Annotated in this window: 11 protein-coding genes; 4 read left to right on the top strand and 7 right to left on the bottom strand. The window is 33.5% G+C overall.

All coding sequences use genetic code 11. The features are described from left to right. Nucleotides 1-247 precede the first annotated feature (247 nt). From ACHMWN_RS06055 to ACHMWN_RS06045, 3 genes are all read right to left on the bottom strand, one after another. On the bottom strand, nt 248-1543 hold the full coding sequence (locus ACHMWN_RS06055; RefSeq protein ID WP_397298565.1) for a RagB/SusD family nutrient uptake outer membrane protein: 1296 nt from the start codon (nt 1541-1543) through the stop codon (nt 248-250). A 16-nt stretch (nt 1544-1559) separates the two neighbouring features. Continuing rightward, on the bottom strand, nt 1560-4640 hold the full coding sequence (locus ACHMWN_RS06050; protein ID WP_397298563.1) for a SusC/RagA family TonB-linked outer membrane protein: 3081 nt from the start codon (nt 4638-4640) through the stop codon (nt 1560-1562). Nucleotides 4641-4774: 134 nt separating this feature from the next. Beyond that, nucleotides 4775-5974 carry an anhydro-N-acetylmuramic acid kinase gene (locus tag ACHMWN_RS06045; protein ID WP_397298561.1) on the bottom strand — a complete coding sequence of 400 codons (1200 nt, stop codon included), beginning with the start codon at nt 5972-5974 and terminating at the stop codon, nt 4775-4777. A 151-nt stretch (nt 5975-6125) separates the two neighbouring features. Here ACHMWN_RS06045 and nagB point away from each other — a divergent pair, with 151 nt between their 5' ends. From nagB to ACHMWN_RS06030, 3 genes are all read left to right on the top strand, one after another. Then, entirely contained in the window at nt 6126-8045 is a 1920-nt protein-coding gene (gene nagB, locus ACHMWN_RS06040; RefSeq protein WP_397298559.1) for a glucosamine-6-phosphate deaminase, read from the top strand. Nucleotides 8046-8131: 86 nt separating this feature from the next. Next, entirely contained in the window at nt 8132-9280 is a 1149-nt protein-coding gene (locus ACHMWN_RS06035) for an acyltransferase family protein (RefSeq protein WP_397298557.1), read from the top strand. 18 nt (nt 9281-9298) lie between these two features. Further along, the gene (locus ACHMWN_RS06030; protein ID WP_397298555.1) at nt 9299-10072 is read left to right on the top strand and encodes a DUF1835 domain-containing protein; all 774 of its coding nucleotides are present in this window, start codon (nt 9299-9301) and stop codon (nt 10070-10072) included. Between the two features lie 3 nt (nt 10073-10075). On the opposite strand, the gene ACHMWN_RS06025 is transcribed toward ACHMWN_RS06030, so the two are convergent. Then, entirely contained in the window at nt 10076-11614 is a 1539-nt protein-coding gene (locus ACHMWN_RS06025) for a glycoside hydrolase family 10 protein (protein WP_397298553.1), read from the bottom strand. A 227-nt stretch (nt 11615-11841) separates the two neighbouring features. Here ACHMWN_RS06025 and ACHMWN_RS06020 point away from each other — a divergent pair, with 227 nt between their 5' ends. After that, nucleotides 11842-12747, top strand: coding sequence for a hypothetical protein (locus ACHMWN_RS06020; RefSeq protein ID WP_397298551.1), 906 nt, complete (start codon nt 11842-11844; stop codon nt 12745-12747). 18 nt (nt 12748-12765) lie between these two features. Here ACHMWN_RS06020 and ACHMWN_RS06015 read toward each other — a convergent pair whose 3' ends face one another. The 3 genes from ACHMWN_RS06015 to ACHMWN_RS06005 all read right to left on the bottom strand — a co-directional run bounded on the left by ACHMWN_RS06015 (nt 12766) and on the right by ACHMWN_RS06005 (nt 16523). Next, entirely contained in the window at nt 12766-13842 is a 1077-nt protein-coding gene (locus ACHMWN_RS06015) for a sensor histidine kinase (RefSeq protein ID WP_397298550.1), read from the bottom strand. A gap of 142 nt (nt 13843-13984) precedes the next feature. Beyond that, nucleotides 13985-15022, bottom strand: a complete 1038-nt coding sequence (locus tag ACHMWN_RS06010) for a hypothetical protein (protein ID WP_397298549.1) — start codon at nt 15020-15022, stop codon at nt 13985-13987. Next, nucleotides 14976-16523: a hypothetical protein gene (locus tag ACHMWN_RS06005; protein WP_397298547.1), complete on the bottom strand. Its 1548-nt coding sequence runs from the start codon at nt 16521-16523 to the stop codon at nt 14976-14978. The genes ACHMWN_RS06010 and ACHMWN_RS06005 overlap by 47 nt, the downstream gene beginning before the upstream one ends. Nucleotides 16524-16556: the final 33 nt, after the last annotated feature.

Below are 16556 nucleotides of genomic sequence, written 5' to 3'. Positions count from 1 at the left end.
TACAAGGTAATCACAAGGTGATAACAAGGTGCAAACAGGGTCTTAATAGGGTTAATCACCTTGTTAACTTTGAGTTAAAACCCTTTCAACTTTCATTAATCTATAGTTAAAAATTCAATCCTAAATAGTTCATTTTGGCACATGCAACAAGGCGATATTTTAGAAAAAAAAAGGAGTAGAAAAATAATTTCTACTCCTTTATATTGCTTAAGCAGTATGTTTAGTTAGACGAAACCCGAGCAATCTACTAAAAAGCAGGGTTTGCAGGTGTATTGGTATTGTTATCTCGTTCTTGAAACGGATACGGCATGAAACTTCGTTTCATTTCTGATGTTGGCCTTCCAAATCTTCGCATATCCTCTAACTTCAATCCAGACATAAAGAGCTCAATGCAACGATGTTTGTAAATCAGGTCTAAAAGCTCTTGTTGGGTATAAGGTCCAGTTAAAGCAGGTAATGACGCACCAACACCAAAAGGATCTGTAGCTGCTGTTTTTGTCACAATCTTATTCAGTTCAGTTAATGAACTCGATAAATTTGGTGCAGCTTGGCGAGCATAAGCCTCCGCTTTAATTAATGTAATTTCCCCTGGTAAATACACTGGAATTTGAGTAAAAGTTCCTGCACCAAATCCATTGATACGAACGGTTGTATTTACACTTGTGTAAAAAGGTATTCTTAAATCAGCCGCATCTGGTACGTTTGCCCCTGTTTGACCTAAACTTAAATTTTTAGGTTGAATTACGTTATTCGTAGATGTTGCAATTTCAAAAAGTGGATTAAGATTTAAAGCATCATAAGTAAAAGTAGATTTTTTAGTTAAATCTACTGCATTAGCAGCGGTTAATGCCAAAGCATAGTTACCTGCAAATAAAGCGTAACGAGCTTTTAAAGCATTCAATGTATTTACGATGTCAATTCCTGCAGGGATATTTCCTAAAAATGAAGTGCTAATCGGATTTGCAGCAATTGCTGCTAAAGCATTATCTATAGTACTAATTGCTTTATTAAAACCATCTAATCGGGTTATAAACTGTACATTTTGTCCAGTTCCTGCTGGAATTTTTTCCCAATATTCTGATAAATTTCCCAACGCTAATGCTTTAAAAATACTAGCATGGGCAATTAATCCCGCTGCATAGTTTTTATCTGGCAAATTTGCTGCATTTTTAATTACGTTATCGGCATCGTAAATTATTTTATTTGCACCAATCCAAACATTCCCTATTATGGTATTTGAACCATCAACTTGAACACCACCGGCCGCTAATCTTTCTTCATTTGTATTACCAGTATTGATAGATATTAATTCATTGGTTGTTAACCCATTTAAAGTAATAGATGCATAAAGCATACTAGGACGTGTGGTTGAGTAACTTTTTTGCAGGCCAACTGTTACTCCAGTTAAGCCTTTTGCAGAGGTTAATACATCATCAGCAGTTGCTGCATTTGGATTCAAATACTCTTTATTACAGGCAACTGAAAATGTAATTGCTGTAAAGAGAAATGTGTAACCTATATATTTTGATTTTAAATTTTTCATAAAAAAGGTTTTTAAATTAGAATTTTGCTTGCAAGCCTAAAGAGAACGTTCTAGGAATAGGCACTGGACCGAAATCAATATTTCTTAAAAGTGTAGATTGACCACCAGAGTTTAACTCTGGATCATAACCTTTATAATTATCCCAAGAGAATAAGTTTCTACCACTTAAATTAATGGCTAAATTTTTAATGAACTTAACTTGTCCAACATTATAACTTAAAGAAATTTCTCTCAATTTTACAAAAGAGCCATCGTCTATTCGCCATTCTTCTACATTGTAAGCACCAGCCACATAACCTCGAGGCAATTGCCCTCTTTGCTCTGCCTCTGCAACCTTTCCATTACCTACTCCTTGCCTAGTTCTCCAATCTGCATTCCATACATCGCCTCCTTGCACGGCATCCAGTTGCACACGTAAACTCAATTTTTTATAGGTAAACTCATTTACAAATGAGCCCGTGTAATCAGGATTAGGATCTCCTATAACCTTACGTTGCACATTACCCGCTGCCTGGCCAGCAGTTAAAGGAATTCCGGCAGCATTTGTAGCAATATTTCCTGTAGCATCTCTTTCGAAATAAGTTCCATAAAATACGCCTATCGGATAACCATCAATAATAGACACCGGTGCTCCTGGGTTTGTAGAAAATGTTTGTCGTGCACCTGAACCAACAATTTTATTTCTGTTTCTGTTGTAAATTAGAGTGGATGTCCAACTAAAATCTTGTGATTTAATTGGCATACCTGTTAGCATTAGCTCAACACCCTTATTTTTAAGCGTGCCACTAATATTGTCTAACAAACTAGAGAAACCTGTAGAAGGCGCTACAGAAACTTCTAAAAGCAAATCTGAAACGGTTTTGTTATAATAGCTAAAAGTTAGTCCTAATCTATTATTAAAAAACGACATATCTGTACCAATCTCTAACTCTTCTTGACGCTCAGGCACTACATCTGTATTAGCTAAAACCGATCTTGAAGTCAGCGTGGTTTTACTGTTTAATGCACTAGGCAAATACACATTAAAACGATCATAAGCACCAATACCAGTTAAGTTACCAGACTGACCATAAGCAGCTCTAATCTTAAAGGTATTCCACCATGAGGAAACTCCAAAATCTTTCCAATAATCTGCAGATGACAACACATAGCTAATGTTAGCTTTAGGATAGAATTGTGTTCTATTGTCTTCTCCAAATACGGTAGACTGATCTACTCTAATTGCTCCAGTTACGAATAAATGATCTTTATATTTAAAGTTTTGTTGCAAATACGCACCGCTAATAGAGAATTCAGATCTGCTATCTGCTCCTGTTAACATTGTACTTGCTCCATTTACAACTTGTACAAATGGGGCCAAGCCTCTTCCGTTTGTTAAACTGTATAAATCTTTTTGGTATTGATAAGAACCTCCAAGTTGTGTAGTAGAACTTAGGAGATCTGATATTTTTGTATCATAAGTAAAGTTTAACTCATTATTAAATAAGGTGGTAGTAGCATTAGCTGCACTTGCATAGCCATTTAATGATGGATCTAGGGTTGGGCCACCACCATAAAAACCAGTACTTACATTATAAGCAAAAGGAGGAATATAAGTAGTACCATTTTGTATGGAATTGTCCAGCCCCATTGTATAATCAATAGTTAAGTTTTTAAGTGGGGTAAGTTTTAGCCCAGCATTTGCAATAACACGATTTGTAAATTGACGTTGTTTAATATCTTCGATTACAGAAACCGGATTTACACGGCCACGCTCACCAACAGCTTTTAAATTACCAAGTGCATCTCTGGCAAAAATATCGTGGAAATTACCTATGATGGTGACAGAGTTCATTGGAGAAAAGAACGAGTTGCCATCAGGCTTTTCATTTGCATCACTGTGAATATAATTGAACCCAGCCGTCATTTTGGCCCATTTATTAATTATTTGATCAAAGTTTGCTCTGAAATTAATACGTTTAAAATCTGTATTTTGTATAATACCTTGGTTAGAAAAATAACCAGCAGAAGTATAAAACTTAGTATTCTCATTTCCGCCAGCTACGGTTACCGCATTATCTGTCCCTATACCTGTATGAAAAATATAATCTTGATAATTATATCTAGTAACTGGAGTTGTATTGGTTAATGCTGGAGATAATACGTCCTGTGTTTGTGCTGTAGGCCCATCGGTTGGCCCTCCAAACTTAGTTGGAGATTGATTTACGTCTATTTGTTTACGTAATTCGCTAATTATCAAACTTGTATTAAAACTAACTTGTGTAGCTCCTGATTTCCCTCTTTTTGTAAAGATCTGAATCACTCCTGCATTTGCTCTCGAGCCATAGATTGCAGCTGCAGCAGCACCATTTAGTACCTCAATGCGTTCGATATCTGCAGGATTTACATCAACCATTCTATTTTGACCAATATTGCCTACAAAGTTTCCTCCATCATAATTTGATGAAGTGTTGGTTACTCTAGTGGTAGAATTGTTGACAATTACTCCATCAATAATATATAACGGTTCTGAAGAAGAATTTACAGAGCTTACTCCTCTTAACCTTACAGATATACCTCCTGCAGGATCTCCAGAATTTTGGCTAATTTGAGCACCCGGTGTTTTACCTTGTAAAGATGCTAAAGCGTTACCACTAGGCGCTTTATTTAAATCATCTCCCTTAACTGTACTCACATAACTTCCTAATTGCTTCCTTGTAGTACCTTGAGAAGTACCAGTTACAATGACCTCATCCAAACCCATCGCATCTGGAGCTAAAGAGAAATCTGCAGATAAGTTACTGTTACTACCCAAAGTAATTTGTTTAGTAACTGTTTTATAACCAACGTAAGTAGCAACAAGCTGATAAGTTCCAGGTGCAAGGTTGGCTACTAAAGAATAAGCACCATCGCTGTTGGCAGCTACCGCAAAACTTGTTCCTTGCAATTTGATGCCTGCTCCAGGAATTCCAGTTTTAGTGGACTTTTCTATTACCTTACCGCTAATTACATAGCGACTTGTTTGTGCGCTAGCTGAAGAGAACAGCAGTAGCAAAAGCGTTGGTGTCAAAAACAAAAAAAATAGTTTTGGGCACCGAAACATGTAAAATTTCGTCATACTTAAATTTTTAAATGGTTAGCATTACAGCAAAGCTGATTATTTATTCTCCAAACATTAATGGTTTGAAAAATTTATTAAAGATGGAAAAAATGTTTGTTTAAACTTGAATAAAAATTATAAACAAACTAACATTATTCTGGCAAACAGATTTTTCCCATACAAATTGATGGAACCCCTTCTCTTTCCCCAAAATTAATTGGGTTTCCTGCTAAGGTTTCATTTGCCAATAAGGCAAAAAGTACAGCTTCCTTAGCATCTGGATTTATTTCTAATTCATCAGTTGTATTAAAAATTACTTTTGGTAGTGCATTTTTTAATAATTTAACTAATAAAGGATTATGCATTCCACCTCCACTCATAAATATTTTCGGTAATGAGGTAGAATCAATGGTTCTTTGAATTGCATCAACAATTGCATTTGCAGAGAAGTGACACAGCGTTGCTAATACATCTTCATTGCTAATAGTTGTTGTTTCACTAATCTCCTGTGCTTTTTGCAAATAATCTAAATTAAATAACTCTGGACCAGTGGTTTTAGGAAAAGATGTTTCGAAAAATTTATTGTTTAATAGTTCTTTCAGCAAAGATGAATTCAGTTTTCCAGTGCTTGCTCTTTCTCCATTTTTATCATAGTAATTGCCAGGATAGTGAAATTGTACAAATTGATCCATTAATGTATTACCTGGACCAACATCTGTTGAAAAAACTTTAGCGGCATCCTTATCTCCCGGCAGGAAAGTAAAATTGGCAATCCCACCAATATTTAACATTATTCTATCTTCATCCTTTTTAGAAAAAACCAAATAATCTCCATAAACAGCTAATGGAGCACCTTCTCCGCCAGCGGCTAAATGTTTTTGTCTAAAATCTGCTATGGTTATAATGCCAGTTGCAACGGCAATATGATCTCCATCGCCTATTTGTAAAGTTGCGTTTGGATAATTGCTTTTGCCATGTAATGATTTTGGAGCATGAAATATAGTTTGTCCGTGACTAGCAATTATATCAATTTCTGAAGGATTAATATTCCACTTTTTCAATGCATTTAAAATCAGCTCTGCGTGTTTAAGACCAATAAGTTCATTTAATAAACACACCTTTTCTAAATCTGCATCTCTTCTAGAAAATATACTTTTAACATCTGCTCTAAAATCATCCTGGTAGGGCATTGTTATAAAGTTTAGCAACTTAACTTCCGTTTTACTCCCGCTATTTTTACATCTGCACAATGCAATGTCTAAACCATCCATAGAAGTACCCGACATTAGTCCAATAATTACTCTTTCCTTTTTATTTGCTATTGAATGGAGTCTTTTAATAGTAGTGTTCATAAGAATAAAATATTTCTAGATATCAAACGTTTGATTGCAGTATTAATGGTAATTCATAAAAATACTTGCGATAAAAGTAAATAACCTTTATTAAAAAGTGCTTATTACTGCCTATATTTACTGCTCCGTTCACTAAACAATACCAGAATTAATGGCAAGATTAAATCTTTTAGAAGAAACGAGGTTCGAAAAACTCCCTGTTACAGTCTTTAAAAACCCTAAAGAAGCTTCTATAAATGTAGCGCATAGAATTGCGAACATTATTAAAGACAAACAAAAAAACAATTTAAATGCAGTGCTAGGATTAGCAACTGGTGCCACACCTATTGCAGTTTATGCTGAATTAGTACGCTTACACAAAGAGGAAGGCTTAAGCTTTAAAAATGTGATTACGTTTAATTTGGATGAATATTATCCAATGCAACCTACGGCTGCTCAAAGTTATGTTTCATTTATGAACGAGCATTTGTTTGATCATATTGATATTGATAAAAACAATGTTCACATTCCAGATGGAACGTTAAAACTAGAAGAAATACCTGCTTTTTGCTTAGAATATGAGCGAAAAATTGGTGATTTAGGTGGCCTTGATATGCAAATACTAGGTATTGGACGTACAGGTCACATTGGCTTTAATGAGCCGGGATCTGCACCTAATTCGGGTACACGTTTAGTTACTTTAGATGATTTAACTCGTAGAGATGCGGCTCGCGATTTTGGCGGTAAATCTTTTGTGCCTACAAAGGCGATTACAATGGGGATTGGAACCATCTTTAAAGCACGGGAAATTGTGTTAATGGCTTGGAACCGTAAAAAATCTCCAATTATTAAAAAAGCTGTAGAAGGAGAAATGTCAAGCGAAGTACCTGCTACATATTTGCAACTTTCTGATAATGTAGAATTTGTTTTAGATGAAGATGCTGCTTCTTTATTAACTAGATTTGATACACCTTGGCTAGTAAAAGATTGTGTTTGGACAGATCAATTAATTAGAAAAGCGGTAATTTGGTTAGCAAATACGCTGCATAAACCTATCTTAAAATTAACAGAAGACGACTTCAATAACAACGGCATGGCGCAGCTAGCGTTAGAAAAGGGGCCGGTTTACAATATCAACATTCATATTTTTAACAAACTACAACATACAATAACAGGCTGGCCAGGTGGTAAACCGAATGCCGATGATAGTCAAAGACCTGAAAGAGCTGAGCCAGCTAAAAAACGTGTTGTTATTTTCTCTCCACATCCAGATGATGATGTAATTTCTATGGGTGGAACATTTATTCGCTTAGTTGATCAGAAACACGATGTACACGTTGCTTATCAAACTTCGGGCAATACCGCAGTTTGGGATGATGATGCATTGCGTTTTGTAGAATTTAACAATGATTTTTCTGAGAAGATGGGCATGATGCATCCAGAGATGAAAAGCATGTATGCTAGAATGCGCCAGTTTATGGAGCAAAAAAAACCAAATCAAGTAGATACTCCAGAAATACAAACCGTTAAGGGGTTAATTAGAAAAGGAGAAGCTATTGCTGGTGCTCGTTATTGCGGACTAGAAGATGATCATATTCATTTTATGGCATTGCCTTTTTATGAGAGCGGAAAAAATCAAAAAAATCCGGTTACTGAGGCAGATGTTTTACTAACGATGGAATTACTTCAAAAAATTAAACCTGAACAAGTATTTGCCGCAGGCGATTTTGAAGATCCTCATGGTACACACATTGTTTGTTTCAATATTATTTTAGAAGCTTTAAAAAGATTACAAAAAACAGAAAGCTGGGTTAAAGATTGCTGGTTATGGATGTATCGCGGTGCATGGTTAGAATTTGAAACACACGAAATTGAAATGGCAGTTCCGCTTAGTCCACAAGAAGTTGAACGTAAAAAGTTTGCTATTTTCAAACATCAATCTCAAAAAGATAGAGCTGTTTTTCCAGGTGATGATGCTAGAGAATTTTGGCAAAGAGCTGAAGATAGGAACAGAGAAACCGCAAAAGCCTATGATAATTTAGGTTTAGCAGATTACGAAGCAATGGAAGCTTTTGTTCGCTATAAATTCTAAATCCTGTCCTTCCGTTCATTTTTATTAATGATTTAAAATTATCTTCTATATATTAGTCTTATAGAAGATAATTTTAACATAAAGAAATGGAACTTAAACCTCAGCGATTATTATCATTAGACTTTTTCCGTGGTCTAACTGTCGCCACAATGATTTTAGTTAATAATCCAGGAAGCTGGAGTCACATTTACGCTCCGCTAGAACATGCCGAATGGAATGGTTGTACTCCAACAGATCTTGTATTTCCTTTCTTTCTATTTATAGTTGGTGTTTCCATAGCTTATGCCATGGGCAGTAAAAAAGAAGATCCTAAATCTCATCAAAAAACAATACTTAAAGCATTAAAAAGAGGCTTAATTTTGTTTGGATTAGGGTTTATTTTAGCTATTTTCCCTAGAAATTTTCATGATTATAATTTTATAGAAGCACTTAAAAACGTTCGTATTCCAGGTGTTTTACAACGTATTGCAGTTGTGTTTTTTATCTGTTCAGTGATATTTTTAAAATCATCTGAAAAAAATATTTTTAGAACAATAATTATTATTCTTTTAGCCTATTGGGCATTAATGATGTTTGTGCCTGTACCGGGTGTTGGCTATGCTAATCTTGAAAAAGAAACCAATTTAGGCGCTTGGTTAGATAGAACAATTTTAACCGAGGCACATTTATGGAAATCTGCTGTTACTTGGGATCCTGAGGGAATATTAAGTACATTGCCTGCTATTGCAACTGGATTATTCGGTGTTTTAGTTGGCGTTTATTTAAAACGTAAAGATGTTGAACCTGCTTCAAAAATTGCTTGGTTATTTTCTGTTGGTAGCGTATGTGTAATTGCAGGCCTTTTATGGGATTTAGAATTTCCTATAAACAAAGCATTATGGACAAGTTCATACGTACTTTATACTGGAGGTCTGGCCACCATTGTTTTAGCACTTTCTTATTGGATTATCGACGTACATCAATACAATCGTTTTACAAAACCTTTTGTAATTTATGGCGTAAATGCAATCACTGTATTTTTTGTATCTGGATTGATGCCACGTTTGCTAAATATGATTAAAATTAAACGTGCTGATGGCGATGAAACAGGTGCGTTAACCTATTTTAATGAAACTTTTTTCACTCCTCATTTTTCTCCAATAAACGCATCGTTAGCGTATGCGATATTTGTAATACTTTTCTTTTATGTAATACTTTGGATAATGTACAAGAGAAATATTATTATTAAAGTGTAGCTGAAGAAAATTCACTGCATGAAAACACTTCACATTTTAAATGGGGATGCTACATTATTTGTTTTCAATCAAACGCAAATTGAAGGAGATATTTTAGTTTGGCGTGAAATTTTAGCTGATGGACCGGTTTCAAAAACAAATTTATGGGAACTTCGGTCAGATTGGATTTGTAAAACTTTTGGAGAAAACGCTATCAATTACCAACAAAAGGTAATTACAGAAGTTGAAAAATTAAGCCATCTTGAGCAATACGATGAGGTTATTTTATGGTTTGAATACGATCTAACCTGTCAAATTAACCTGATTTATATACTTTCTATTCTAATTTCTGGAGAAAATAGTTCTATCTATTTAATCTGTCCAGATACTATAGAGGGAATGCTAAATTTTAGAGGTTTAGGCGAATTAAATCCAACTCAGTTAAAAAAACTTTTAGCTCAAAAAGTTAAATTACAAAAAACTGATCTAAAGCTAGCTGCAGAAGCTTGGGACTTATATATCGACAATGATGTTGAGCAAATTCAAGGATTTCTAACTCGAGACTTTGGAAATTTATGGCTCCTAAAAAAAGCACTTAAAGCACATTTATTACGGTTTCCTAATCCAATTACTCAATTAAACTATATTGAAGAAGTTCTATTGAGTTTAATACGTTTGGGCATTTCCAGCAAAGCTGAACTTTATCATACATTTTGGACAAAAGAAAGTATATATGGCTTAACAGATTTACAGCTTGACCATATTCTAACTCAACTAAAAGAAAGAAAATTAATTAAAAAGGAATTATTTTAACTTCTATTTTGCTTGTACACCAACTGGTCCACTAGGCTCACTTTCATTCTTTAAGCGATCTAAAGCAGTAACCAAATAGTTATATCTTTTTCCTTTTTCTGCATTTGTGTCTATATAAAAGGTAAAATCTCTAAAACTAATGTTTACTATATTTTTCGGGTTTAAAACATTGATTTTTTCACCTGCTTCAAATCGATAAATCACATAACCTGATGCTGTTTCGCCATCGGTTGCTTTTAGTGGTTTTTCCCACTTCAAATTAACTCCATCTTCAAGTGCATCTGCCGTTAAATTTTGTGGAACATTAGGAATAACATCATCCAACCAAGGCATTTGTGGTGGTAAAGCTGGGTATTTGTAAAAATTATTTCTAAGTGAATCGGCAAGAGATCTAGCATTTGTAGAAAGCGATTTAGAGCTAAAAAAAATACTTCCTTGCACTCTATTATTGTCCCTCATGTATCTAATTTGATTAGGAATTTCATCGAATTTCATCCACGTTGGATCTACTTTCGTTGGCACTCGTACTAAATAAGCCGCCTGACCAATATATAAATGTCTTCCATACGTATTATTTCCCCACCAATCTAATAACACATTAAAAGGTGCAGCAGACCTTCCAAAAGTGAAATATATTTGCGGATTAATATAGTCTACCCATCCTTCTTTAATCCATTTTCTAAAATCAGCATATAATTCCCCATAATTTGATAGGCCATTTGTTTTAGATCCTAAGGTATCTTCTCTAATATTTCGCCAAATCCCAAAAGGACTTACGCCAAACTTTACATATTTCTTATAATAATGAACGCTATCATTTACTGTTTTTATTAGCATATTAACATTGTTTCTACGCCAATCATCAATTTTTGTAAATCCATTAGGATATTTTGCAAAAGTAGCAGCATCATTAATTCTTTGCCCTTCTATGCGATAAGGATAAAAATAATCATCAAAGTGTACGCCATCAATATCATATTCTTTAACCACATCTAAAATAACTTGTACAATGTACGCTTGCACTTCTGGTAATCCTGGGTCAAACAACTTCTGGCCGCCATACGTATAGAATAATTCTGGGCGTTTTTTAGTAATATGATCAGGGCTTACCAACTGTCCAGCCGTCATTGTTGCTCTGTATGGATTAAACCATGCATGTAACTCCATTCCTCTATTATGGGCCTCTTTTATTGCAAATTCCAAAGGATCGTATCCAGGAGCTGGTGCAATACCTTGTGTGCCTGTTAACCAATGACTCCAAAGCTCTCTAGATTTAGCATATAATGCATCGGCTGTAGGCCTAATTTGCAACATAATAGCGTTTATGCCATTTTTCTTATGTTGTTCTAATATCCCAATATATTCTTGTTTTTGTTGATCAGCAGAAAGGCCAGGTTTTGAGGGCCAATCTATATTTGTAACTGAGGCTATCCAAACGCCTCTAAATTCGCGTTTTGGAGCAATTTTTGTGGTGTTTTGTGCGTTAGAAAAAAGTGGAGCAGCTAGTAAGAGTAAAAGTGCGTAAATATGGCTTTTATTCATTATTTGGTTTTGTATAAAAGAAAAACAGGTTTGATTTGTAGTCGTCAAAGTACATTAACTGTCCTTTGACTTTTAATAAACGACTTTTTTTAAAAAATCTGACACAAAAGTGCTACAAATTTTACACTTTTCATTTTTTTATATTATGTTAGCTGTCCTTTAAAATCGAAATACTTTAGATTAAGTTAATTGGCTGCATATTTTGGCCAATTTGAAATTTAATAAACATGCAAGACCAAGATCCCGTTAATAAAATCGATAGAAATAAAGTTTACTTTTTAGTTATTGTAATAGCTGCACTTTTAGGTATAAATGCATACCTATATTTTAAAGATAAACAACAGAGCAATCGCTTTGTAACTGTAAATACCGAAAAAGATCGCCTAAATCTTGAAGTAGAAAAAATTGAAGTAGAACTCGACAAAGTAAATTCATTAAACGTAACCTTAAGCGAAAAGCTACAAGAAGAACAAAAGCTAGCTAGAGAAAAAATAGCTGAATTAAAATTGGCTTTGCAAAAGGGTCAGCTTACACATGGTGATTTAGAAAAAGCGCAAAACCAGGTTAAGGAATTAAGAGAGTTTGTAAAAAATTACAACGATAAAATTAAGCGATTAGAAACGGAAAACACCTACCTGAAATCTGAACGAGATAGCCTTAAAACAACTGCAAATACCTACAGTGAAAAGGCAGAAAACCTTGAAAAAGAAAATCAGAATTTAAATGCTAAAGTAAAAGTAGGCGCAGCGTTAAAAGCAGCTAATATTAATATTAATGCTTATAAAGTTAAAGAAAGCGGAAAAAATGTACTTGTAACTCGTGCTAGCACCGCTAACAAATTCACCATAGATTTTTCTATTGTGCCAAATTCATTAGCAGAAAAAAATTATCATAAAGTATATTTAAGAGTATTTGATCCAGCAGGAAACTTGGTTGCTAATGAAAATAATATGTTTGAGATAGATGGCCAGCAAATGCAATACAGTAATGCTATTGAATTCTCATACAATAATGACGAAGCTGTTTATAAAATTGATTGGACAAATCCAAAAGAGTTTATGAAAGGGACTTACTCTATCATTCTGTATACCGATGGCTTTATAATGGGCAAAGGTCAAATCACACTTCGCTAAACCTTCTTTTTATTCTTATTAAATAATAGGAAAACTTAAATAGAATGTAGTTCCTTGATTAATTTCTGATGTAAATTCTATTGTACCACCAGCGTTTTCTATAGCTTGTTTTACAAAGGCCAATCCTAAACCTGTACCTGAAGATTTTGTAGTGAAATTAGGCACAAAAATCTTATCCTGTAATACTAAATCAATCCCCTTACCATTGTCTTGCACTTCTACATAAACGTACTTATTATTGTTTATAAGGCGAATCTGAATTGCACATTTTCCTTTGCCTTCACTTGCTTCTATTGCATTTTTAAGCAGATTATTAAATGTACGTAACAACTGATCTTTATCGCCTAATATAATTACTTTTCTATTTGTACGGTTTAGCACTACAATTTCAATGCTATCTGAAGTATTAAATACTGCTATTGCCTGTTCAATTACTGGTAGGAGTTCTAAATCTTCCAATTTAGTATCTGGCATCTTAGCAAAATTAGAGAACTCAGATGCAATTGTGGCTAAGCTATCTATTTGTTCAATAAATGATTTATTGAAGCTCGCAAATTTCCTTTCAAAATTAGGATCATTTTCTTTCCATGATTTTTCTAGTAATTGAACTCCTAATTTTAACGGCGTCAATGGGTTTTTAATTTCATGCGCTACTTGTTTTGCCATTTCTCGCCAAGCACTTTCCCTCTCCGATCGTGCTAATTTAGTAGCACTTATCTCTAAAGCAGCAATCATCTTATTATATTCTTTAATCAGTGACCCAATTTCATCTTGTCGATGCCAAACAATAGGTTGGTTTTTTTGTCCAAGTTTAGTTTTTTTAATGCTTTCTTGGATAAATGTAAGTGGGTTAGTAATTTGGTTAGCCAGGAATACTGCAAGCACTCCAATTAACACAAAAACTAAAGCGTAAATATTAATTAAAGTATTAATGAATAATCCGATTTTTGCCTGATAGTCAGCTTCATTAGCGTAGTATGGTAAACCCATATAAGCAACAGTTTCATTTTGTGCATTACGTATCGGGGCATACGCCGCAGCATAGGTAAAAGTGCCGATTTTCTCTGCAGAATTTAAAAATTCTGAACGTTGCATTAAGTTTAAGGATATAAATGCTCTTGGCCCTAACTTTTTCCCTATTATACCATAATCATACATTTTTGGCAAAGAAGTTAGATATAAGTTTCCTTTAGTATCATAGAGGTTTAAAAAAGCAGCATTCACATCGGCAAACTGATTAAATGCATAAGCAGAATTCGCTATCGTTTTTAATTCCGCCAGTTTTTAAAATTTGTTTTTCATAAGAAAGTTGAATTTTTCTTAATTTCTCCCGAATACTATTCTCTTGCTGTTTTAGATAATCATCTTTAATATAGAAAAAGGTTGTCCAACCTACAATTAACAATGTAGCAACTACCGATAATACGATGGAAACTTGAATTCTAGTTTTATAAAGAATCCTATTCGCATTAATCATTAAATATCGATTAAAACTAAACCATCCGGCTTTATTATCACTAATATTTTTAATTATCCAAATGATTACATAAAGTACAATTCCAAATAAAATAAATACTAAAAAGAAGAAGGATAATGTAGCCAAACGGGCAATGTAGGATACCTTTTCTTTACTTATTATAATTAATTTGGAGCTATTAGGTCGATTAACTGCGTGGCTATATGCAATCTTCTTATCAGTACCTGCATCGATTTCATCCTGTGCTTCATCATTGACAAACTCAATTTTCCCTACAGCACCTTTAAATCGCTTGTTAACCATAGGATATGTGTATTTTCCAGATTGGCTATACAACAGATTATCTTTGTAGAAAGCTAAAGAATAATCGGTAAAATCTTCATCGCTTTTCGTTTTTCCATCGATTAATAAATCTGGGAAATGACTATTTATATCGTATGGTTGAGATTTTAATTCAATTACTAATGTTCCAAGTAGATTTTTTCCATCAAATATTGGAATAAGTCCGAAGTAATTTTGATAGCCAAAAGTGTCATTAATTCGGTAAGAATAGGTTGTTTCTGGTGTTTTAACAGCCCCTGATCTTACTAAATTTTTGTATTTTGAAATAGGAATGCTTTCCTCATTTTTTAATGTTGAATCTCGATTATTGTATTCATACATATTATATTCGAAGCGAGATAAATACCCGTCAAGGTATTTTTTTTCAATATAATCGTGGAAGCTGAATGTTTTGGTAAGTCTAGGATTTTTAAAATATTCTACAATAGATGAATCCGGAGGAAATTCCCTTTTCAAAGCTATCGATAGAGTTTATCACTTTAGGATCATCAGCATTTAATAGCTTTTCTGCGATAGCAGCTCTATTACTGCGTTCTTTAATGTCATTAAATCTGATGTATTTAATAGCTGTAAGAAAAGCCATACATAAGAAAATAATAGCAAAAGTTCCTATCGAAAATTTACGGAATTGAATATAGTTATTCCACCCTATAATGAAAATAAGCAAACCATAAACTAAAAAGAAAACATTAAAATCTATAGCTAATTTGTATATAAAATAGCCAGCTAATAATGTTAAAAAAACAATTAACCTTTCTTTATTTGTAACCTTAAGTTGTTTGCTTAACTCGATAAAGATATTGGTAGCTAGATAAACATTTAACCAGACAATACATAAAATTAAGATACAAACCCAGCTTATCCAATCAAGATTAATGATGTTAGTAATGTCAAAATTAATTTTTGAATTATATATGAGTCCAAAGAAAATGTCATCGATTAAAAAGGCGGCAGCAGATAAAATAAGTAGGAATAATACATGAAATAAAATGCCCACCGCTTTACCTTTAACCATCCATTTTGGTAGAATGTACTGATGACGGTGTGTATATGCAAATAAGGCAATCCATGTTACAGCGATCACATTTAAAAGTAAATCTCCAAGCGACGGAAAGAAGTCGCTTTGAGCATAGATAGAGGGACTAAAAATTTCGAGGTTAAATTGATGATTAAACCAAAAAAATTGTAAATCTGATAACCTAAAGGCAATAAAAAATACGCTTAACACTAATGTAGCTGAAACAACTAAACCTCTTTTAGCTAACCACGAACAATAATAATTTACAAATAAACAGATGCTAAAAAGGCCAATTACCCATAACCATACCTGTATTGATGCATAGATGTTTTTTGAATATTCTTCACTTAGTTTAACAGGAAAAAGATATTCTTTATGAATGCTAAAGATTTCTGTAATCTCTCTATCTGTAAAGGTTGCTAAATCTAAGCTATTTCTAGGAAAAAGCTCTGGTACTATCTGGTTTTTCAGGTATTGATTTTCTATACTAAATTGTGTTTTTACGGCAATAAGAAACACAAAAGTATAGTTGTCTGATGTTTTCTTAACTAACTCATACCAACCATTAAGCAATTGAGTAAATGAGGTTCCTTCTTTTAAACGATTAACATTTGTAGGAAATGATTTAATGGAGCTCCAAAATTGAAGATTCCCTTCTTTATAAACTAATACGTTAATACCATTTACTCGATTAGTATTTATAAAGTTTATTGCTAGCTTATCGTCTTTATAAAGTTGCTTTAGCTCGTTTATTTTGGCAGGATTATTCAAATAACCTTGAACAATCCGCTCTTTTGCTGCTAAATTTTGTTGTAATACTGCTGCCTCATGTAAAAGGAGATCTTTTTTGGTAATCGAATTATTTAAAGACAATGCCGTAATAATACAGCAAATGCCTAATAATAATAATAAAAACCTGATTTTACCTCCAATACTCACGTTAAGTTATTTTAATAAGGTATTAATTATATA

This window comes from Pedobacter sp. UC225_61 (assembly GCF_044452285.1).
Lineage (GTDB): Bacteria > Bacteroidota > Bacteroidia > Sphingobacteriales > Sphingobacteriaceae > Pedobacter.
This window is presented reverse-complemented; position numbering and strand designations above follow the sequence as displayed.

Coding starts and splice junctions, on each gene's coding strand:
- ACHMWN_RS06055 (WP_397298565.1), bottom strand. CDS start 1,543: ATGAAAAATTTAAAATCAAAATATATAGGTTACACATTTCTCTTTACA.
- ACHMWN_RS06050 (WP_397298563.1), bottom strand. CDS start 4,640: ATGACGAAATTTTACATGTTTCGGTGCCCAAAACTATTTTTTTTGTTT.
- ACHMWN_RS06045 (WP_397298561.1), bottom strand. CDS start 5,974: ATGAACACTACTATTAAAAGACTCCATTCAATAGCAAATAAAAAGGAA.
- nagB (WP_397298559.1), top strand. CDS start 6,126: ATGGCAAGATTAAATCTTTTAGAAGAAACGAGGTTCGAAAAACTCCCT.
- ACHMWN_RS06035 (WP_397298557.1), top strand. CDS start 8,132: ATGGAACTTAAACCTCAGCGATTATTATCATTAGACTTTTTCCGTGGT.
- ACHMWN_RS06030 (WP_397298555.1), top strand. CDS start 9,299: ATGAAAACACTTCACATTTTAAATGGGGATGCTACATTATTTGTTTTC.
- ACHMWN_RS06025 (WP_397298553.1), bottom strand. CDS start 11,614: ATGAATAAAAGCCATATTTACGCACTTTTACTCTTACTAGCTGCTCCA.
- ACHMWN_RS06020 (WP_397298551.1), top strand. CDS start 11,842: ATGCAAGACCAAGATCCCGTTAATAAAATCGATAGAAATAAAGTTTAC.
- ACHMWN_RS06015 (WP_397298550.1), bottom strand. CDS start 13,842: ATGCAACGTTCAGAATTTTTAAATTCTGCAGAGAAAATCGGCACTTTT.